Below are 21,367 nucleotides of genomic sequence, written 5' to 3' on the forward strand. Positions count from 1 at the left end.
TGCTCGGACCCGCCGTCGGGCGATTCACCGGCGAAAAAACCGTTCTATTTCACTCGTCAGCGCCTTCGTTCGCTTCGCGCAACGCGGGTGCGAGAGCGGGCACCGCGCGCCGCAGTTCGTCGGCCACCAGCCGCGCGAACACCAGACTGCCGGCGCCGTCCAGGTGCGTCGTGTCGCTGGTGCCGTCCGCTTTCTTCGGATCCAGCTTTACGACTTTCTCCGGGCCCCAAGCTTCGCACAACGCGACGCTGCGTGCGTGCAGATCGAGCACGGGCACGTGCTTTTCGCGGGCGACCCGCTTGGTCGCTTCGACATACGGCGTGAGCGTCGAGACGATCCGGCCGGCGGCGTCGAAATTGCGCCGTGTCAGCGAGGTGATCAGCACCGGCTGGGCGCCGAGCGCCCGCACGTCGTCGACATAACGCCCCAGGTTTTCCGCGAACGTCGTGTCCGGGACGGTTTCGCGTTCCGGGCCTTTCCCCGGCTGGTCGTTGTGACCGAATTGAATCAGGTAATAATCGCCGTGCGCCGCGAGCGCGGTCTGCCAGTGGCCCTCGTCGCGATAACTCTTCGAGCTGCGACCGCTGCGGGCGACGTTCGTGACGGTCACGCCGTCCTTCACCCACTGGCGAAAGCCCGCGCCCCAACCGGAATTGTCCGTCACCGTGGAGTCGCCGACGAGCACGAGATGCGGCTTCATGTCGGCGGCTTCGCGGGAGACGAATTCGCCCAGGACCGCGGCCGGCGTGAGCGCGGCGGCTTCGGCGGCGGTGAGGGTTTTGGCCCAGCGCACGCGCGTGGTGGGCGACGCGCCCGGGCCGGTGCTGCCGTATTCGGCGTAAAACGTCGTTTGCTCAGCCTGCGGCTTGTTCCAGTTGTGCCAGCCTTCGGGCCGCACGACCTCGCTCATTTCGGTGCGGAGAAACAGCGTTTTCGCGAAATCGCGCCAGGGCCGGCCGAGATAGGTTTTCGCTTCCGGTGCGCCGGTGATCGTGCAGTCGGCGAACACGAAACCATGCGGCTGTTCCTTCGGCGTGGCGGCGGCGGTGATGTAGCCGTTGCCCACGCAATGGATGTGGCAGCGTTCGAAATACGCGGTCGCGCCTCCGAAGATGAAATCGACGTGTCCCTCGATCCGGCAGTCGACGAAGTAATGCCGGCCGCGATTCAGCAGAATCGTGTCCTGCCAGCCGAGAAAACGGCAGTGCCGAAACACGAGGCGGTCGCCATCGGCGCGCAGCGCGAGCGCCTGGCCGACGGGGCCGGCGGAGTTCGCGAGCGTGAGGTTTTCCCAGATCATGCCGTCGCCGTCGATCTGCACGGTCGGCGTGCGAAAGGTGCCGATCGGTTTCCCGTCGGGGCCGGGCAGATTCGCGTTGAGGTCGAAGGTGACGATCGTCGTCGCCGCGTCCTCGCCGCGCACGAGCATGTGACCGCGTTCGCGCTGGACGTAGATGCGTTCGCGATACGTGCCGGGTTTGACGAAGATCACCCAGCGCGGGCCGGCGGGATCGGTCTGCATCGGCGCGGCGCTGATCGCTTCCTGCAGCGACGTGTAATCGCCGGAGCCGTCGGCGGCGACGATCGCGTCGGGTTTGGATGCAGCCGCGAGCGGGGCGACAAACGCAGCGAAGCAAAACACGAACGACAGGATGGATTTCATGGCGGGAAATCGGACGACGGGGGCGGTCGCAGCAAACGGGAAACCGGGCGCAAGCTGACGCGTTCGCGCGGCCGGGACGATGGAGGAATTGCGCGCATCGTTGAGTTTTTCTCCTCAAAAAAAACGCCCGGCTCACGAGTGTGAGCCGGGCGTCGGATAAAAAAGGCGCGGGCGCCGATCAAGCTTCCAGATCGATCTGCTTAAACTTCGGCACGAGCAGGTGCATGAGGATCCAGGCCACGAGGTAGGCCGAGCCGCAAATCATGAAGAGCAGCGCGTAGCCGAGCTCCGTCTTGCCGATGGCCGCGAAATGCGCGAGCAGCTCGCCGGCGACCCGGGCGATCAGCACGCCGCCGATCGCGCCGGCCATGCCGCCGATGCCGGTCACGGAGGCGACCGCGCGTTTCGGGAACATGTCGGAAACGGTGGTGAAGATGTTGGCCGACCACGCCTGGTGCGCGGAGCAGGCGATCGCGATCGCGGCGACGGCGAGCCAGGTGTTGATCGCGCCGAGCTTCGACGCGAGGAGGACCGTGAGCGGCAGCAGCGCAAAGATGAACATCGCGGTCTTGCGCGCCTTGTTGGCGTCCATGCCGCCGTTCATGAAGCGCTTCGGCAGCCAGCCGCCGAAGATCGAGCCGCCGGTCGCGATCGTGTAGATGATGGCGACGGCGAACGTCCAGCTGATGACGCCGGGAATGGTCGACGGATCGCCGGCGAAATCCGGATTTGCGGCCTTGTAGGAGGCGATCTTGCGATCGTTTTCGCCGGTGAGGAACGACGGCAGCCAGAAGAGGAAGAACCACCAGATGCCGTCGGTCATGAACTTGCCGACGACGAACGCCCAGGTCTGGCGGAACGTCAGCAGGCGGAACCAGGAGACGCGCGACTTGACCTCCTCGCCGTTGGCGGTGACCTGCTCGTCCTTGTCGCTGTGGATGAACTCGTATTCGCCCTGCGTGAGGTGGCCTTTCTTCAGCTTTTCCGCCGGGGTGCCATACATCGTATACCAGAAGAACAGCCAGACGAGGCCGACCGCGCCGGTGAGAATGAACGCCCACTCCCAACCCCACGCCGCGGCGATCTGCGGGACGCAGAGCGGGGCGACGATCGCGCCGACGTTGGCGCCGGAATTATAAAGACCGGTTGCGAAAGCGCGCTCCTTCTTCGGAAACCATTCGGCAATGGTTTTGTTGGCGGCGGGGAAGTTGCCCGATTCGGCCAGGCCGAGCGCGGCGCGCCAGAAACCGAAGCTCCAGGTGTGATGGCCAAACGCGTGACCGATCGCGGCGATGCTCCAGCCGATGAGCGAATACGCGTAGCCGGACTTCGTCCCGAGCCAGTCGATCAACCGGCCGGCGAGCACCATGCCGAGCGCGTAGGCGAAGGTGAAGCAGATGACGACCGTCGAGTAGTTCAGCTCCTGCGCGGCCGGATCGTCGCCGAACACGCCTTGCTCCGCGAGCACGGGCTTGAGCAGGCCGAGCACGTTGCGATCGAGGTAGTTGATCGTCGTCGCGAAGAAGACGAGGGCGCAGATCGTCCAGCGGTAGCGGCCGATCTGTTCGTTGGTTTGGGCGAACTTGCTCATGAGTTGGGGTTGGAGGTGGAGGATCGGGTTGAGCGTCGGACGGGGTCGGTCAGATCCCGCGCTGGGAAGATCGCGGCGCCCGGGGGCGCGCGGCGGGACCGGCAGAAACCGCCCGACAATTCAATCGGGGGCGAGCTATTTCGTGGCGGGAACGGAGTTGAGGCTGCGCGCGCCCTTGGCGGGCGTGATCGTGACGTTCTGCAACGTGATCGTGCCGGCGTGCTGCACGACCTCGGTTTCGGTCACATTGTTGAAGGTGGAATTGCGGATGCGGATGTTTTCGATCACGGCGCCATCGAAGCCGCGGATGAACATGACCCGCGGGCTCGCGGAGCTGGAGATATTTTCCATGAGAACGTTGCGAACGACCGGCTTGAACGCCCCGCGCGCACCTTCCTCGTAGAGCAAATCGATCGTCAACACGGCCTCGCCGACGCGGCCGATCTTCACGTTGCGCATGAAAACATTCTCGAGCACGCCGCCGCGCACGGCGTTGTTCTTGAACCGCAGGCCGCGATCCAGGTCGGGGCTGTCCATCTCGCAGTTTTCGACGAAGACGTTGCGGATGCCGCCGGTGCACTCGCTGCCGAGCACGACGCCGCCATGGCCGTCCTTCATCACGCAATTGCGGATGACCACGTTCTCCGTCGGGACGTTGACGCGGCGGCCGTCGCCGTTGCGGCCCGATTTGATCGCGATGCAGTCGTCGCCGGTGTCGAACACGCAGTCCTCGATCAGCACGTCGCGCGAGGATTCGGGATCGCAGCCGTCGTTGTTGCCACCGTGCGAGTTCACGGTCACGCCGCGCACGGTGACGTTCTGGGAGAGCACTGGATGCACGATCCACATCGGCGAGCGAAGAACCGTCACGCCCTCGATGAGGACGTTTTTGCAGCGATACGGCTGGATGAAATTCGGGCGCAGATAATGTCCGTCGCCGAAAACGCGCTCGGAAACGGGCGTGTTGGCTTCGGCCAACTGGATCAGCCGGTCGCGCGCGGCTTTTTGTTTCTGCGGCTTGTCGCCCTTGCGATTCCAACTCCACCAGTTTTCCAGCGACGCCTGGCCGTCGAGCGTGCCCTTGCCGGTGACCGCGATGTTTTCCTGTTCGAACGCGTAGATGAGCGGCGAGTAGTTCATCAGTTCCACGCCTTCCCACCGCGTGAACACGATCGGGTAGTCGGCGGGATTCGTGGAAAACTTCAGCGTCGCGCCTTCGCTGACGTGGAGGTTGACGTTGCTCTTCAGATGAATCGCGCCGGTGAACCATTCGCCCCGCGGAACGACGACGCGGCCGCCGCCGGCCTGATGGCAGGCGTCGATCGCCGCGCGAATCGCGGCGGAGCTATCGGCGCCGGCCTTCGCGCCGAAATCCGTGATCGGAAAATCGCGATCCGGAAACGTCGGCGCCTGGATGCGCGCGAGGACTTTTTCGTAATCCACCCAGCCGCGCACGGTGAACGGCGCTTCGTCGGTCGAGAGCAACTGTTGCAGCTCGATGCCGGCCATGATGAACGGGCCGACGCCCTTCAGGTCGTTGTCGATGATCGGCTCGCTGATGTAGTAATCGAACGAACCGTCGCGCGGACGGCCTTTCGACGTCGTGTAGCCGAGACCCGCGACTTCACAGCAGCGCGTGAGGCTGATGCGGTCGGTGCCGTCGGGCCGAATGAATTCGCGGATCAAGCCCTCGTAGCCGCGACGCAGCGCGGGGAGATATTTTTCGCGCGAGAGGTAGCCGCGGTTGATGCCCTTCGCGAGCGTGTAGACGAACATGCTCGTGCTCGTCGCCTCGAGGTAATTGCCCTGGCGATCCGGCTGATCCATCACCTGCCACCAGACGCCGGTTTTGCGATCCTGCCAGCGCACGATGCCGTCGGCAACGCGGCGGAGGATCTCGTTGATGTGTTCGACCTCGGGATGCGTCGGCGGGAAGAAATCGAGGCAGTCGACCAGCGCCATCGCATACCAGCCTTCGGCGCGGCCCCAGAAGTTCGGCGAGGTGCCGGTCTTCTTGTCGGCCCAATCCTGCGCGCGCTTCTCGTCCCACGCGTGATAATGCAGCCCCGTCTTCGGATCGTAGGCGTGCTGATCCATCAGGATGATCTGCCGCGCGACGTCGTCGAAGAGCGCCGGTTCTTCGAAAACCTGCGCGTAATGCGCGAGGAAGGGCGAGGCCATGAACAGGCCGTCGAGCCACATCTGATACGGATAACGCAGCTTGTGCCAGAAACCGCCGTCGCTCGTGCGCGGGTGCTTCTGCATCTGCTCGCGCAAGGTCTCGATCGCGGTGCGGTATTTCGCGTCGTGCCGGCCGTTTTCCCAGAGGTAAAGGAGGACCTTGCCGGGCGGGATCAGGTCGACGTTGTAGTCCTCCATCTTGTAGGTCGCGATCGTGCCGTCGGGCTGGACGAACGACGTCGCAGTCTGCGCGCCGTAGTCGGCGTAGCTCTTGTCGCCCGTCGCTTCGGTCAGCTTCAGGAGCGAGAGGCCGAAGAGCGACGTCGTGTAATTCCAGTTCGCGCGCGCCCGGCTGCCGCCGTGGAACATCGTGTCGCCCTTGCGGGCCATTTCGGATTTCGCGAGTCGCTCGGACCATTCGAGCGGCGTCGCGCCGCCAAACTGCGGGACGCGGGCCGGCTCGGCGGCGCGCAGCGCGCCGAACGAGAGGACCGACAGGACAAACGACAACAATACAGTAACCTTGGGCATCGTCATGGGATCAGGGTAGGGGTGGGCGACCAGGGGGCCGCAGGAAACACGTGGGGACGGGTGCGTCAACCTGCGGGCGCGCGAATCCGCTGTCGACGGATCCGCTGCTCGCATCGTTGCGCGCATGAGAGGTTCAGCGCACGAGCGTCGCCGCCATCAGACCGACGACGACCTCGTTGGCGAGCGTGCGGACCGTGAGCGATTGCAACGGCTTCGTTGGATCCAACGGCAACGCGAGCACCGTCGCCGCGCCGCCAGGAACCGTGCGTCCGCGACCTTTGAACGCCGTGGCGTCGAGCTCACGGATCGCGCCGGTTTTCAAATCGACGCGCGTCGGCAACGGACCGGGCACGCGGAACTGGAAATCGTCGATGAAGAAATCCTCTTCGATCGGCCACCACGTCGTGGGATTTTCCAACGCGAGCCGCTGCGTCGAACCGTCGGCGTAGGTGACGACGATCTCGCCGTTTTCGAACCGGCTCTGCATGTGATTCGTCGACCCGGCCATCAACAACACCACACCGCGCGCGCGGCCGGTGAGCGGGAGCGTCACGTCATCGGGATAGTTGTCCCAAAGCGACGTGAACGCGATGTTGCGCGCGTCGGATTCGCCCGGCGTGGCGAGCGGCACGCCGCTCGGCAGCACGAGGCGGCCGCCCTGACGCGCGGCGACCGCGCGCAAGCCGGAGTCGTCGATCTCGGCGGTGTCGTTGACGCCGCCCGCCCAGCCGCCGATGCCTTGTTTCGGAATCGCGAGCGAAACGAACGGCGAGCGCGGCGCACGATACTCGTTGCGAAAAATCTGCGTGACGCGGTCGTTGAACACCTTGGTGAGATCGACCGGTTCGAAACGCGCGTCCGCCGGCATGGCGAACGTCGGCAAAAGCGTGGCCGGCAGCGGCGCCGCGGGCGCGGGCGGTTGCAGCCAGCGCATTTGTCCCTGTGCGCGCGGCGTGAAGTCGTCGGTCGTCGGTTGCTCGTTCGCCGCGATCCGTTCGCCGCCCCAAGTGATCAAAATTTCGTGCCGTCCGCCGGCGGGACTCGTGAGCACAATCTGCGGCTCGCCGACCGAATCCTCGACGACCTGCCAGGAGGCGGAGTCGCCGTTGATCGCGAACGACGCCACGCGATCGCGGGGCGCGACGAGCTTCATGCGCAGGCGAAGTTGTTGCCCGAAACGTTGCGTGATCACGTAATGATCGGTGTCGCCATCGCGCGTGAACCGCAGCGAGACGTTCGGATGCCGCAGGTTCGCGTGCGTCCACTCTGCGGGAAATCCAGGCGTCACGCGCAACTCGCCTGCGAGCAGGTCGGGCTCGATGCCGAACAAACCTTCGACCACGGTCCGCGACAACACGCCCGAGCCGTCCGCGAAATCGCGCTGCGACTCGCGGCGGTAAACGTCGAGATATGACATCGAGCCGACGTTGCCGGGCGAGATACCCATATACATCGCGGCCAGCAGCGCGCCTTTCGTCATCGTCCACGCCTCGCGCGGGCGTCCCGCCTGCCAAAAGCCGAGCGCGGTGTGCGCAATCTCGGACATCACGACGTTGTTGATCGACCAGCGGTAAGGCATCCACGTCGTCGTTCCGGGGACGCTGAGGCCGGCGGGCACGCCGGGGCCGCGCACGGGCAGGTGCGGCAGCTCGGTTTCGACCTGCTGTGTCAGCTGCCACGCTTCGCGCGTCGTGGGCAGTTGCGCGTCCATCGCATGGTAAAACGTCCACAATCCCGCGTGCGGGTGCGTGCGTTGCGCGCCGAGGAGATCCTTGAATTCCGCGAGGCCGCCGCGTCCGGGCCGCCAAAGCAGTTCGCGCATCCCGCGCGCGATGAGTTCCGCTTCGCGTTCGAAGGGCGTCGGATCCTCGCCGATCAGCCGCGCCAGGCGCGCGGCCTGCGCGTGATGGAAATAATTATACGCCGTCGCGTGCGCCGCGCCGCCGCCGTGATATTGCAGTTCGTCGCTCGCCCAGATCGCCGCGTAGGCTTCGTAGAGCGGGAGTTTTTCGGGACCGAACTCGCGCCGGAACAGCCGCCGCTCCCACGCGAGGTGACGCTCGATCGTCGGCCACATCTCGCGCGCGAAGGCGAGATCGCCGGTCCACTGCAAATGGCGGAACAGCGCGTCCATGTAGACGAGGTTCATGTCGTAGTGCGAATTCGACAGGTCGCCGTTGCTGTGCAGGCCGGTTTCGTTGCGCGCGAGATTCGCGTTTTCGTCGGCGGGCGGAAGCTTCGCCGGAATCGGCGAGGTGTTTTGCCGACCCGCCCAATAACGGAAATGGCTGCGCGCGCGTTCGTGCCAGCCGAGGGCGTCGAGCGAATACGGTCCGCGCCAGCCGAGGAGTTTTGTGCGCCACGCGATCGCGCCGTGCATGATCGCCTGCTGCGGGGCGTCCCACGCGGCATCGGCGGCGACGTTCAGCGCGCCCACGGCCGCATCGAAAAACGGATCCGGCGTCTCGACGCTCACGCGCTGCCGCAGTTCGCGGAAATGCCGCTCCGCCGCGCGAAACCGCGCCGGCAATTCGCCCCGCGCAAAGACCGGCGCAAGCTGGGGAGCACCGGGCGCCGAGGGGCTGCCAGCTTCGGTGCGCGAGGCGGTGACTTCACGATAGGTGGCGAGATCCTCGGTCGTGCGATCGGCAGAGGCCGCGAGGCGCTGCAACGAAAGATAAACCTCTTCGCCGACCGACAGAGCCGCGCGGCCGACGAGAACGGGATGCTTCGGCGCTGCGGCGCCGGCGGGCGCCGGGGCGAACAACGTCGCGGGATCGTTCCAGGCCGCCGCATCGGCGACCGAAAGTTTCGCCTCGCGCGGAACAACACCGGCGATCGTCGCCGGTTTGGCGCTCAGCGTGAAACCCTCGCCGCCGATCGCGATCGCGTTGCCCGCGCAAAACTCGGGCCGAAGCTGAAACCACTCGCTGATCGGCACGTTTTCCGTGCCGATGTCGCCGTCGCGCTTGCCGCGCTGGCCATTCACGCCGCCGTAAGCCCAGACGAGCTCGATGGCGCGATGCGCGTTCTGCCCCGCGAGTGCGGCGCGGACGATCAAGCCTTCCGTTTCGGCATACGCGATCGCCGCGAGTTGCAGCGTGGCTCCGTCGCCGAGCAGCGGATCCTGAATCTCGTAGAGCATCTGACCGGGCCGGTAGCGCGCCACGATGCGGGCGGCGTCATGCAGCCATTTCGTCGTCGCGCCGGCGCGCAGGCCGAGCCGGAGATTGCCGCCACGGCCCGGCAGATAGAGGACGAATTCGGGACGATCGCCGGCGTCGACGCGAAACGCGGTGTTGCCGCCGTAAAGCGGGCGGTTGAACACGCCGTCGCCGTTTTCGATCACGAAATCGGCGCCGTCGGGATGATAACGCAGCGGCCGTTCGAGGTGGTCGGTGAGATTCGGCGCGAGGTGGCCGGCGCCGAACGCCTCGGTCGCGGCGTGCGTTGTCGGCAGGAACACCACGGCAGCGAGCAGCGGAAGAGCGAAGGAGCGGCGGGCGACAGCAGGCATGATAAGACGAAAGACTGGGGCAAATCGCGTCGGAACGCGGGACAGGTCTGACAGATGAAGGGGGAGAGTCGGACGGTGGCGATCCGACCTGACGAGGATGCAGCGAGTTCGTTGCGCGCGTCAGAACCCTTCCGGCTCAGACCGTCCGAACATCGGGGCCTCGCGGCACGGGAGGGCGCGCGTAGCTGTCACGACGCCGATGCGGGCGGCTCGATTCCCCGCGGACCCCTTGCCCTATTATGACGATGCTTCCGATTTTTCGTTTTTGGCATGTGTTGAGCGTGGGTGTGCTGGCGTCGTGGCTCGTCGCGTCGTCCGCGGCGGCTGCGATCGATCGCGAGGCACTCGTGAAGCGTCACAACGTGCGCGTCGACCGGATCAATCCCGAGAGCCCGCTGAGCGTGGGCAACGGCGATTTCGCGTTCACGGTCGACGTGACCGGGCTGCAGTCGTTCGGAGAACGGTATCACGAGCACGGCATTCCGCTCGAGACGCTGAGCACGTGGGCGTGGCACAAGTTTCCCAACACGGAAAACGTGAAGATCGAGGACGCGATGAAGCCCTACAACTTTCACGGGCGCACGATTCACTACGCGGGCCTGCAACACTCGCCGGCGGGAAAATATTTTCGCGAAAATCCGCACCCGATTCCGCTCGGCCAGATCAGTTTCGTCTACGAGGGGCGTCCGCTCGCACCGGAGGATCTCGGCGGCATCGACCAGACGCTGGATTTGTGGACTGGCGTCGTGCACAGCCGCTTCACGCTCGCGGGCCAGCCGGTGCGCGTCGAGACCGTGGCGCACGATACGTTGAGCGTGGCGTCGGTGCGGATCGCGTCGCCGCTGCTCGCGAACGGAGCGCTGCAGGTGCGGCTGCGTTTTCCGTATTCGCACGAGTCGGGCACGCGCAACAAGCCGCCGCTCGCGTGGAGCCCGGAGCGGCATCGCACGACGGTGCGGCGCGACACGCCGCGTTACCGCCAGCTCGAACGCTCGCTCGACGAGAGCCGCTATTTCGCGAACGTGCGCACCGCGGCGGACACGACGCTGCGCGAAGCGGCGCCGCATGATTTCCGGCTCGCGACGACCGCGGGCGCCAACGAACTGGCGCTCACGGTGGGTTTCGCGGCCGAGGGGGAGCGCACGGAATGGCCGACGTTTGCCGAGACACGCGACGCCAGCGCGCGCGGTTGGAAGGATTATTGGACGAAAGGCGCGGCGCTCGATCTCGCGGGCAGCAAGGATCCGCGCGCGGCGGAACTCGAACGCCGCGTGGTGCTCTCGCAGTATCTCGTGCGCGTGAACTACGCCGGGAGTTTCCCGCCGTCGGAAGATGGGCTGACGAACATCACCTGGTTCGGAAAGCACAACACCGAGATGTATTTCTGGCACGCGGCGCAATTCTACGCGTGGGGTCATCCGGAGCTGATCGAGAAAGGACTCGTGTGGTATCAGCAGATTCTGCCGCTCGCGAAAGCCGACGCCGCGGAGCAGGGCTTCGACGGCGCGCGCTGGCCGAAGATGGCCGGGATCGACGGCCGGCCTTCGCCCGGCTCGATCAATCCTTTCATCATCTGGAACCAGCCGAACCCGATCGCGCTGTGTGAACTCGTTTACCGCGCGCGACCCGAGCGCGCGGCGCTGGAGAAATATCGCGACATCGTGTTCGAGTCGGCGAAGTGGCTGGCGTCGTTTGCGCAGCTCGATCCGAAAACCAACCGCTACGTGCTCGGCCCGCCGATCAAGAACGTGAGTGAGAAGGCCGGCGAAAATCACACGCAGAATCCGACGTTCGAACTCGCGTATTGGTATTACGGACTGCAGGTCGCGCAGGAGTGGCGCGCGCGACTCGGCCTTGAGCTGGAGCCGCATTGGGCGGATGTGTTGAAACGACTTTCGAAACTGCCGGAACGGGACGGGCTCTACGTCGAGATCGAGACGGAGCCGGATCTGTTCAAGAAGCAGGGATCGGTGCCCACCTCGATGCTGATGATTCTCGGCTTCATGCCGAAAGTGGACATCGTCGACACGGAAACCGTGCGGCGGACGTTTCACGAAGTCACGCAGCGCAACGGCATCGAGCGCTGGGTGAGCTGGGCGCTGGGGCAGGGCGCGTTGACGGCCGCGCGGCTGAACGAGCCGGAAACGGCCGTGACGATTCTGACGAACCAGGCGCCGGCGGCGCGCTTCATGAATGCCGGCCACGTGCGCCGGCCGAAGGAGCCGGACGGCTGCCCTGCGTATTTGCCGGTGAACGCGTCGCTGTTGCTGGCCGTCGGCCTGATGGCCGGCGGTTGGGATGGAGCGCCGTCGACCGACGCGCCCGGTTTCCCGCAGGACGGCAACTGGACCGTCCGCGCCGAAGGCTTCAACCGCATGCCGTGACGGAGAACCAGAGTGTCATATAATGGATGACACTCTGGTTTGGGTCCGGTGTGGGTTTTTTGCGCCGCCTGAGTTTGCGCCGCGCGGGGAAGTGCGGCGCGGGGTCGGGAAAAGGAGCGGTGACGCGTGGAGCGTTGCGCGTGAGCGGCGCGGAACGCCGCGCGGTGATGAATCGCCGTCTCTGCGTGAACGCGGGGCGCGTGTTGCCGCTCAGACGGGCAGAGTCGGACCGTCCACCCAGGTGGATGGGACGGCGGTGTTACACGGCAGGGTGGGAATGCCGTATTCGTTGCGGTGGAGCTGGCTGATGACGGTTTCGATGCCGCGCACGCCGATTTGATACGGCTGTTGATCGATGCCGGCGGAGGGCACGGCGTTGATGCTGATGTTGAGGCAGCAGAAGCCGTGCGTCTTGGGGACGCGCGCGCCGCAGGCTTTCATCCAGCTCACGATTTCGACGCGATGGCCGAGGACGACGTCGGGCCGGTGCTTCTTGAACCACGGCGAGAACGACTCCTGATCGAGCTCCGGCACGACGAGCGGCGGCACGGAAATGAAGTCGGCGTTGAGATGCACCGAGGAGAGAAAGGCGCCCGCCCAGCGATGCTGCAGCCGCACGCTTTCGTGTCGTTGCAACACGAGTCCGGGGCGCTTGTAGCCCAGTTTGCGCAGCTGCTCGAGTGCGGTGACCATCGCGCGTGGATGGTCGGGGCAGACGGAGTGCAGCGCGGGGCTGTCGATCAGATAATCGGCGTAAACGCCGGTGTAGCGCTCCCAATTCAAATGCGTGAAATCCGGTCCGCGCCAGGCCGGCATGATCAACACGCCCCGGATGCCCCGCGATTGCAGGATCGTGTCGAGCCGGTGCACGGACACGCCCTTTTCGCCGACGAGGAAGCGCTCCAGTTTGAAACCGAGTTCGTTCGCTCGATCGGCGGCGCCGCGCAGGAGGTCGCGCCAGAATGGGCCGGTGAACTGCGGCCGCGCCGGCTCCTCGAGGCTGACGGCGGCCAGCACGCCCTGGAAGGAACCGAGTCGCGTGCGCCGGACTTCACTCAAAATTGAACTTGCGAGGGGATTGAACCGGTAGCCGATCTCGCGCGCATGGGCCTGCACGCGCTCGCGGGTGGCGCGGTTCACGCGCGGGTGGTTGCGGAGGGAATCGGAAACGGTCGTGCGGGAGAGCCCGAGCGCGATGGCCATGCTCCGCATCGTGGGGCGGGAATCACTGTTCACGGAGGCGGACCCAAACATCGGACGGTCCGCATGCCGAACTCTTTCGATTCAGACGGAACGAATCGGGGTGATTCGACCGCGCCTCGGACGCTTCCACGTTGACGGCCATGACGTCCCGCCGTCTTCGCGGAAGGCCGTCACCCAATCCCCAACCCAAGCCGGATCCCCTTTGGCCAACCCGTCCCCGCGGCGAAGCCAGAGCCGGCAGCTTGACCGCCAACCCAAACCCAAGCCCTCGCATGAAACTGCACCGTTCCTCGAGCCGGAGCCATTCGCTCTCCGCGCTCCTGTTCAGCCTGGCTCTTCCTGCTGTCTCCACGGTCCAGGCCCAGACGTCGCCCGACGCTCAAAACAGCTCCACCGATCAGCCGATCGTGCTTTCGCCCTTCGAGGTCAACGCCGCCAACGATCGCGGCTACCAGGCGTTCAATACGCTCTCCGGCTCGCGCATGAACACGAAGCTGGAGGACCTCGCCGCGTCGCTCTCGGTCGTCACGAAGCAGCAGCTGCTCGACACCGCCGCGACCGACATCAACGACGTGTTCCTCTACGAGGCGAACACCGAGGGCATTTACCAGTGGACGAGTTTCAACATCGATCGCGGCAACGTGAGCGACGACGTCCAGAGCGATCCACACAACGCGACCCGCATGCGCGGTCTGTCCTCGCCGAACATCTCGACCGGACTTTACCGGACGTCGCTGCCGCTCGACACCTACAACATCGATTCGATCGAAATCTCGCGCGGTCCGAACTCCTCGCTCTTCGGTCTCGGCAGCTCCGGCGGCGGCATCAACGTCATCTCTGCCCGCGCAAATCTCGACAAGCGCACGTTCGGTTTCGCCACCCGCACCGACGACCGCGGCAGCTTCCGGTCGAACTTCGACATCAACCAGCCGCTCCTCGAGGGTAAACTTGGCCTGCGCGTCCTCGGTCTCTACGACGACAAGCGTTACGAGCAGGAGCCCGCGCAGGATCTGACGCGCCGCCTCCAGGTGGTGCTCGGCGCGAAGCCGTTCAAGAACACGACGATTCGCGGCAGTTTCGAATCCTACCGCAACTCCGCCAACCGCCCGAACTCCACCACGCCGCGCGATATGTGGAGCGACTGGGTCGCCGGCGGCAAACCGACGTGGGATCCGATCACGCAGACCGTGCATCTCGCCGACGGCACCAGCATCGGCCCGGTCGCGCCGAACCAGCAGGCCGCGCTGTTTCCGCGCGGACTCGACGTCGCCCAGACCGGTTTCACTGGCCGTCCCAGCTGGTATATCGATAACGGCAACGTTGAGCTCTATATGATCAACCGGATGCCGAACGCGTCCGGGAACGGCCCGCAGAATCTTTCCGGCACGAACATGCTGTTGCAGAACACGACGGATTACCTGCGCAACAGCGGCGATTATCCGCTCTTCACCACGCCCGGCGTGAACGACCGTTCGCTCTACGACTGGACCTCGGTGAATCTCATGGCGCCCAACCAGGATTGGACGACCGGCGAGACCAGCAACGTCGAGCTCGAGCAGATTTTCCTCAACACCCCGCGCCAGACGCTCGCCCTGCAAGCCGGCTGGCTGCGCGAGCGCATCAACACCGATTCGCGCGCCTTCCTCGGCCGCAGCAACTCGGCGATCATGCAGGTTTACGTCGACGTGAACGAGAAGCTGCTCGATGGCACGCCCAACCCGTATTTCCTCCGGCCCTACGTCGGCGGTTCCGAACCCGCCTACAGCAAGAAGCGCAACAACTCCGACAACTACCGCGGGATGCTGGCCTACCAGCTCGATCTCTCGCAGGAGCGCGGCTGGCTGCGCTTCCTCGGCCGGCAGAATTTCCTCGCCTACGGGGAATATCGCGAGGTCCTCGGCGGCTCGCTGGGCTTCAAGGACACCATGAGCTCGAACGAGGCGTGGATGGACCCGAGTGCGCCCGCGTTCAGCCGCAACGGCGCCTCCTATCGCATGTATCCGCGCATCTACGTCGGCGATGCCAACGGCTCCAACGTCGATTACGCGCCCGTCGGCTACGGCAGCCCCAACGGCACCTACACGCTGCGCTACTACAACGGCGTCACCGGCCAATGGATCAACGAACCGGTCGAGTTCTCCGAATACTACTACGCCAACCGCCTGAACCGCCGCCTGCTCAGCACCTACGGCGGCATCTGGCAGGGCAGCTTCTGGGACGGCCGCATCATCCCGCTCTTCGGGGCGCGGCACGACTTCAACCGCTCGCGCGAAGGCAACTCGGCGATCAATCCGAGCGCCGCGACGAACGGCTACTACGACACGAGCCCGATGAATTCGTTTGGCCAATACGATTGGGTGGAACGCGAGGGCAACACCACCACCGCCGGTGTCGTCGTGCGCGTCTTCGACTGGCTGCGCCTCAGCTACAGCCAGTCCGACAGCTTCAACCCGAGCTCGCTCGCCTACGACATCTACGGTCAGCCGCTGCCCGACCCGCGCGCCGACACGAAGGACTACGGCTTCGACCTGAGCTTCTTCCCCGACGCCTCCGGCCTCCCGCGGCTGTCGATCCGCGCGCGCCAGTATGAGACGACCGACTTCGGCCGCGGCTCCAGCTCCGTCAACACCATCGTGCAACGCGCGATCCGCCTCGATGCGGACGGCAACATGACCGGCGGCGATCCCGACCTCGAGGGCTTCTATCAGCAGGAACTTACGAAGCTGCATCCCGACTGGTCCATCGGCCAGATTGACGAGGAGGTCCACAAGCTGATGGGCGTCGATCCCGAGTTCATCGACAGCCACCGCAACAAGACGCACAACGACAACAGCGACGCGTTCTCGCGCGGCAAGGAGATCGAAATTACCGCCAATCCGACGGAGTTCTGGACGCTGCGCAGCACGATCACGCAGTCGAAGGCCTTCAACTCGACGATGTCGCCCGCGCTCCAGCAGTATGTCGCCGACCGCCTGCCCGAGTGGATGGCGGCGAAGAGCCCCTTCGACGGCTCCCCGTTTTGGAACGGCACCTACATGGCCGGCAATCTCACGCCGGAGAGCTGGTATATCCGCAACCTGCTCGCGCCGATGAAGCTCGCCGTCGCCACGCAGGGGAAGCCGGTGATGCAGAACCGCGAGTGGAAGTTCAACGTCGTGACGAACTATCAGCTCCGCGGCATCACCGACAACCGCTGGCTGAAGAACGTCGACATCGGCGGCGCCGTTCGCTGGGAGGATCGCGCGATCATCGGCTACGCCGGCGCCGCGCCCGATCCGGACGGCATCATCCGCGAATACGACGCGAACAAGCCGTTCTACGACAAGGCGCGCTCCTACTTCGACTTCATGGCGGGCTACAACCTGAAGCTCCGCAATCGCTCGACGGTCCGCTTCCAGCTCAATGTGCGGAACATCTTCGAGGACGGTCGTCTTCAGGCCGCCGCCGTGAATCCGGACGGCAGCGCCTACGTCTACCGCATCATCGATCCGCGCCAGTTCATCTTCACCGTGCGCTTCAGTCTCTGAGTTGAAAGCGTAGCGGACAGCTTAACGAAGGCGGGCTTTGCGCCCGCCTTCTTCTTTTTCCGCCCTTCGACCAATTCCGCAGACTCCTCGCCCGATGGCGCTTCTCATTCGCATATTTCCGCTCGTCGTTCTCCTCGTTTCGGCCGCTCTCGCGCGGGCCGCGGCTCCGCTGCCCGCGTTTCCCGGCGCCGAAGGTTTCGGCGCGCTCGCGACCGGCGGGCGCGGCGGAGAAGTCTATCGCGTCACCACGCTCGCCGATCACGGGCCAGGCTCGTTCCGCGACGCCGTCAGCCAGCCGAACCGCACGGTCGTGTTCGCCGTCGGCGGCGTGATCCGTCTCGAGGACAACGTTACCGTGAGCGACAATCTCACGATCGCGGGTGAGACCGCGCCGGGCGAGGGGATATGTTTATATGGACGCAGCGTTTCGCTCGGCGGCCGGAGCAACATCATCATTCGCTACCTGCGCTTTCGTCAGGGTATGGCCGGCGATCGCGGCAAGAAGGCCCTTGGGATGGACCGTGCGCGCAACGTCATCGTCGATCACTGCTCGATCCAGTGGGGCCGTTGGGACGATCTCGGCATCACGGTCCAGAGCCGCGACATCACGATCCAGCACTGTTTCATGGCGGAGGCCATCCATCCGCAAAGCTTCGGCGCGCTGGTCGACTCGGTCGAAAACGTGACGCTCAGCTACAATCTGTGGATGAGCAACGAGAGCCGGAATCCGAAGGCGAAAGGCACGATCCAGTATATCAACAACGTCGTCTACAACTGGGGCTACACCGGATTGTGCGGCGGGCACTCGGCGGCCGATCGCTGGCTCGATGTGATCGGGAATTACTTCGTCGCCGGACCGTCCTCGAACGATCGCTTCGCAGGCCAGTTTCTCGCGTCGGATCACGTGTATCAGCACGACAACGTCATCGATCTCGATCGCAACGGCGTGCTCGACGGACGCGCGGCGCGGCCGGAGGAGTTTCACCGGCCGGACGAAGAGCGCTACACGCTGCCGACGTTCACGGAGGCACCGGCGATGACGCCGCTCGTGCCGGTCACGGTGGTGAGCGCGGCGGAGGCGTTTGCGCGCGTGGCGGCGGAGGCGGGCTGCTCGTTGCGGCGCGATGCGGTCGACCGGCGTCTGATCGCAGAGCTGCATTCGCTCGGGAGGAAAGGCGCCACGATCTCACACCAGGATCCCCGCGGCGAAGCGTTGGTGGGCGGGCAACCCGCGGTGCTCGGAGGCGAAGCACCGCCGGACAGCGATGGCGACGGCCTGCCGGACGCCTGGGAACGTGCGCATGGGCTGGATCCGCAGCATGGCGCCGACAGCGCGCGGCTGACGAAATCGGGCTACAGCGAGCTGGAGCTGTATCTGCATCATCGCGCGTCGCAGCGCAGCTCGGAATCTTGAACCACAGAGTGCACGGAATGCACGGACTGCTGAAAGGGCGCGCGCGGCCATTCCGTGCGTTCTGTGCGCTCCGTGGTCCAATCTGAGGTGCGGCGATCGTCCCGATCGCCACTCCGAGGGTGGAGACGCGTGTCCCCACGCGTCCTGGATTATGCGCGCACGGTGCGAACAGCGTGGCAAGAGCGGCAGTCTGCGACCCGGGATCTAGAACCACAGAATGCACGGAATGCACGGGCTGCTGAAAGGGCCCGCGCGGCCATTCCGTGCGTTCTGTGCATTCCGTGGTCCAAGCTGAGGTAGCGGCGATCGTCCCGATCGCCACTCCGAGGGTGGGGACGCGTGTCCCCACGCGTCCTGGGTTCGGCGCGCGCTGCGCGAGTAGGGTGGCGAGAACTACAGACTGTGCCCCGGGCTTTAGAACCACAGAATGCACAGAAAGCACAGAATGCTGAGGCCGCGCGGCCATTCCGTGCGTTCTGTGCACTCCGTGGTCCAATCTGAGGTGCGGCGATCGTCCCGATCGCCACTCCGAGGGTGGAGACGCGTGTCCCCACGCGTCCTGGATTATGCGCGCACGGTGCGAACAGCGTGGCAAGAGCGGCAGTCTGCGACCCGGGATCTAGAACCACAGAATGCACGGAATGCACGGGCTGCTGAAAGGGCCCGCGCGGCCATTCCGTGCGTTCTGTGCATTCCGTGGTCCAAGCTGAGGTAGCGGCGATCGTCCCGATCGCCACTCCGAGGGTGGGGACGCGTGTCCCCGCGCGTCCTGGGTTCGGCGCGCGCTGCGCGAGTAGGGTGGCGAGAACTACAGACTGTGCCCCGGGCTTTAGAACCACAGAATGCACAGAAAGCACAGAATGCTGAGGCCGCGCGGCCATTCCGTGCGTTCTGTGCACTCCGTGGTCCAATCTGAGGTAGCGGCGATCGTTCCGATCGCCACTCCGAGGGTGGGGACGCGTGTCCCCACGCGTCCTGGGTTCGGCGCGCGCTGCGCGAATAGGGTGGCGAGAACTGCAGACTGTGCCCCGGGCTTTAGAACCACAGAGTGCACAGAAAGCACAGAATGCTGAGGCCGCGCGGCATTCCGTGCGTTCTGTGCATTCCGTGGTCGAAGCTGAGGTAGAGGCGATCGTCCCGATCGCCACTCCGAGGGTGGGGACGCGTGTCCTCACGCGTCCTGGGTTCGGCGCGCGCTGCGCGAATGGGAATGGCGCGGGCGAAGCAGCGGACGCCTCGGAGAGGCGTCCCTACCGGATCCGTGGCGCGATCGCGTTTACTTCAACGAGACTTTGACCGGGGAATTCAGGCGGGCGGCGCAGGCGGCGACGTAGTCGTTCCACGCTTGCTCGCTCGTGAACTCACCGGCGCGGGACCAACCAGCGCCGGCCAGATAACGAACCGGTTTGCCCGGCTGCGCCTTCGCGAGCACCAGGAGATTGCGCTCGTCTTCGGCGAAGCCGGCGAACGCCGCCGGATCCATCACCACCGCGGTGCCGAGCGAATCGTTGGTCTTCTGCACGACCCACTGGGTGAGCGAAGCGTTTTCCTTGCTCCGCGAAACCTGGATCTGCGGATCCTGGCCACGATCCGCGGGATTCTTGTTGAGGCCGACCGCCACGGTCAGTTCGTTCGCCGCACCTTCCGCCAGTTTGAAGGTGCTCTCGATCAGATCGAGGTTGTGACCCGCATCGACGGTGAAGCGCTTCGTTTCGGCGACCTGGCGGCCGTGGGCGTCCCACGCGTCGTAGGTGAGCTCGAAGATCGCGCGGATCGGGCCGTTGGCGATGATCTTCCACGTTTTGTAGTTGCGGCCCACGGCGAGCGTAGTGCCGTCCCAGATACCGGTGCCGCCGCAGCCGCGGCTCGGCCCGACCTGATACATGTCCATGCCCTCGCCCTCGTCGTGGTGATAGTGGTCGTGGCCCTTGTTATACCAGCGATCGACGATCGGGTAGCTCACCCGTTTGCACCAGACGTCGAGGCCGCTGGTGACGAGCACTTCCTTGCCGCGTTTTTCCGTGTCCGGCGCCGCGAGCGCGGGGCCGTAGGTGCGGTGGGCAATCTTGTCGTTTTCCCATGCAAAGTCGTCGAGCCGCTCGGGAATGTAGCGCGCAAACGCCTTGGTCGGAAAGACCGGGGCGACCTCGTCGATCTTCTCGACGGTGAAGGTCGCGGACTTTTCGCCGGCGGCGAAGTTGTGCTGGAAAATCAGGTCGCCGTAGGCGACGCCCTTGTTCTGCGGGTCCTTGGCCTCAGGCGCGACGTTAGTCACCTGATACGGCAAGCTCTGGCCGCGGCTGTCGCGGACCGCGATTTTCTGAAGCAGCGCGCCGGGCAGGGCTTCGGAAATCTTCGACCACGGCACGGTGATCGTCTCGGAGGGACGCGCGATCGCAAGGTCGTGGGTGACGGTGATCGTCACGCGGTCGGCCGCCAGCGCGAACGGGGCGGCGAGGAGGAGCAGGGCGAGCAGACGGAGTTTCATCGGTAACTACGGGTTGTCGGGAAAAGGGTAAGCCCGCTCGGGGGAGCGGGCGAAAAACGAAACAGCCCTGCGCCGGGGGGACGCAGGGCTGGAAACAATCAGCGGGCGAGCCAGCCGCCGTCGACGGCGATGGTGTAGCCGTTGACGTAGTCGGAGGCGGGCGAGGCGAGAAACACCGCGGCGCCCTTCAGATCGTCGGGCGTGCCCCAGCGCGCGGCGGGGATGCGATCGAGAATCGCGGCGCTGCGTTTTTCGTCGGCGCGGAGCGGCGCGGTGTTGTCGGTCGCCATGTAGCCGGGGGCGATGGCGTTGACGTTGATGCCCTTCGACGCGAGCTCGTTGGCCATGAGGCGGGTGATGCCCTGCACCGCGCTCTTCGAGGCGGTGTAGGACGGCACGCGGATGCCGCCTTGGAACGACAGCATCGAGGCGATGTTGATGATCTTCGCGGGCGCGTTGCGCGCGATCGCGTCGCGGACGAACGCCTGCGAGAGGAAGAACACGGCGTCGATGTTGATGCCCATGACATCGTCCCAATCCTTCTCGGAGAAGTTCACGAAATCCTCGCGACGGATGATGCCGGCGCAGTTCACCAGCACGTCGAGGGTGCTGAACGTCTGCCGCGCGGTGGCGACGACCTGCGGGATCGCGGCGCGATCGGAGAGGTTGGCGGCGATGGTGAGGCATTTGCGGCCGAGCGCCTCGACCTGCTTCTTCGTGTCGTCGGCGGGCAGCATGTCGACCGCGACGACGTTGGCGCCGGCTTCGGCGAGCGCGAGGGCCATGCCCTGGCCGAGGCCGCGGGCGGCGCCGGTGACGAGGGCGACTTTTCCGTCGAGTTTGAACTTATCCAGGATGTTGCTCATGG

At 65.3% G+C, this 21,367-nt stretch carries 10 protein-coding genes; 3 read left to right on the forward strand and 7 right to left on the reverse strand.

What is annotated here, in order from left to right; genetic code table 11:
• Positions 1 to 49: 49 nt before the first annotated feature.
• The 4 genes from AC6RV7_RS06835 to AC6RV7_RS06850 all read right to left on the reverse strand — a co-directional run bounded on the left by AC6RV7_RS06835 (position 50) and on the right by AC6RV7_RS06850 (position 9,483).
• The gene (locus AC6RV7_RS06835; protein WP_500093168.1) at positions 50 to 1,663 is read right to left on the reverse strand and encodes a pectinesterase family protein; all 1,614 of its coding nucleotides are present in this window, start codon (positions 1,661 to 1,663) and stop codon (positions 50 to 52) included.
• 178 nt (positions 1,664 to 1,841) lie between these two features.
• A complete protein-coding gene (locus AC6RV7_RS06840) occupies positions 1,842 to 3,254 on the reverse strand; it encodes an MFS transporter (protein WP_500093169.1) in 1,413 nt (470 codons plus the stop codon).
• A 135-nt stretch (positions 3,255 to 3,389) separates the two neighbouring features.
• Positions 3,390 to 6,092 (reverse strand): glycoside hydrolase family 88 protein, encoded by a 2,703-nt coding sequence (locus AC6RV7_RS06845; protein ID WP_500093170.1) that lies wholly within the window; start codon positions 6,090 to 6,092, stop codon positions 3,390 to 3,392.
• Between the two features lie 7 nt (positions 6,093 to 6,099).
• Complete coding sequence (locus tag AC6RV7_RS06850; protein ID WP_500093171.1) at positions 6,100 to 9,483, reverse strand: DUF4450 domain-containing protein; 3,384 nt, start codon at positions 9,481 to 9,483, stop codon at positions 6,100 to 6,102.
• Positions 9,484 to 9,728: 245 nt separating this feature from the next.
• Here AC6RV7_RS06850 and AC6RV7_RS06855 point away from each other — a divergent pair, with 245 nt between their 5' ends.
• Positions 9,729 to 11,867, forward strand: a complete 2,139-nt coding sequence (locus tag AC6RV7_RS06855) for a hypothetical protein (RefSeq protein WP_500093172.1) — start codon at positions 9,729 to 9,731, stop codon at positions 11,865 to 11,867.
• Between the two features lie 210 nt (positions 11,868 to 12,077).
• Here the strand turns inward: AC6RV7_RS06855 and AC6RV7_RS06860 are convergent, their stop codons facing one another.
• Positions 12,078 to 13,070, reverse strand: a complete 993-nt coding sequence (locus tag AC6RV7_RS06860; RefSeq protein ID WP_500093173.1) for a LacI family DNA-binding transcriptional regulator — start codon at positions 13,068 to 13,070, stop codon at positions 12,078 to 12,080.
• A 272-nt stretch (positions 13,071 to 13,342) separates the two neighbouring features.
• On the opposite strand from AC6RV7_RS06860, the gene AC6RV7_RS06865 reads away from it, so the two are divergent.
• Together AC6RV7_RS06865 and AC6RV7_RS06870 are read left to right on the forward strand one after the other, a co-directional pair.
• Complete coding sequence (locus AC6RV7_RS06865) at positions 13,343 to 16,597, forward strand: TonB-dependent receptor plug domain-containing protein (RefSeq protein WP_500093174.1); 3,255 nt, start codon at positions 13,343 to 13,345, stop codon at positions 16,595 to 16,597.
• A 94-nt stretch (positions 16,598 to 16,691) separates the two neighbouring features.
• Positions 16,692 to 18,011 carry a pectate lyase family protein gene (locus AC6RV7_RS06870; RefSeq protein ID WP_500093175.1) on the forward strand — a complete coding sequence of 440 codons (1,320 nt, stop codon included), beginning with the start codon at positions 16,692 to 16,694 and terminating at the stop codon, positions 18,009 to 18,011.
• 1,276 nt (positions 18,012 to 19,287) lie between these two features.
• Here the strand turns inward: AC6RV7_RS06870 and AC6RV7_RS06875 are convergent.
• Together AC6RV7_RS06875 and kduD are read right to left on the reverse strand one after the other, a co-directional pair.
• On the reverse strand, positions 19,288 to 20,499 hold the full coding sequence (locus AC6RV7_RS06875; protein WP_500093176.1) for a BT3233 family polysaccharide utilization protein: 1,212 nt from the start codon (positions 20,497 to 20,499) through the stop codon (positions 19,288 to 19,290).
• Between the two features lie 98 nt (positions 20,500 to 20,597).
• On the reverse strand, positions 20,598 to 21,365 hold the full coding sequence (gene kduD, locus AC6RV7_RS06880) for a 2-dehydro-3-deoxy-D-gluconate 5-dehydrogenase KduD (RefSeq protein WP_500093177.1): 768 nt from the start codon (positions 21,363 to 21,365) through the stop codon (positions 20,598 to 20,600).
• Between the last annotated feature and the right edge of the window lie 2 nt (positions 21,366 to 21,367).

The sequence above is a fragment of the Opitutus sp. sgz309028 genome (genome assembly GCF_059821195.1).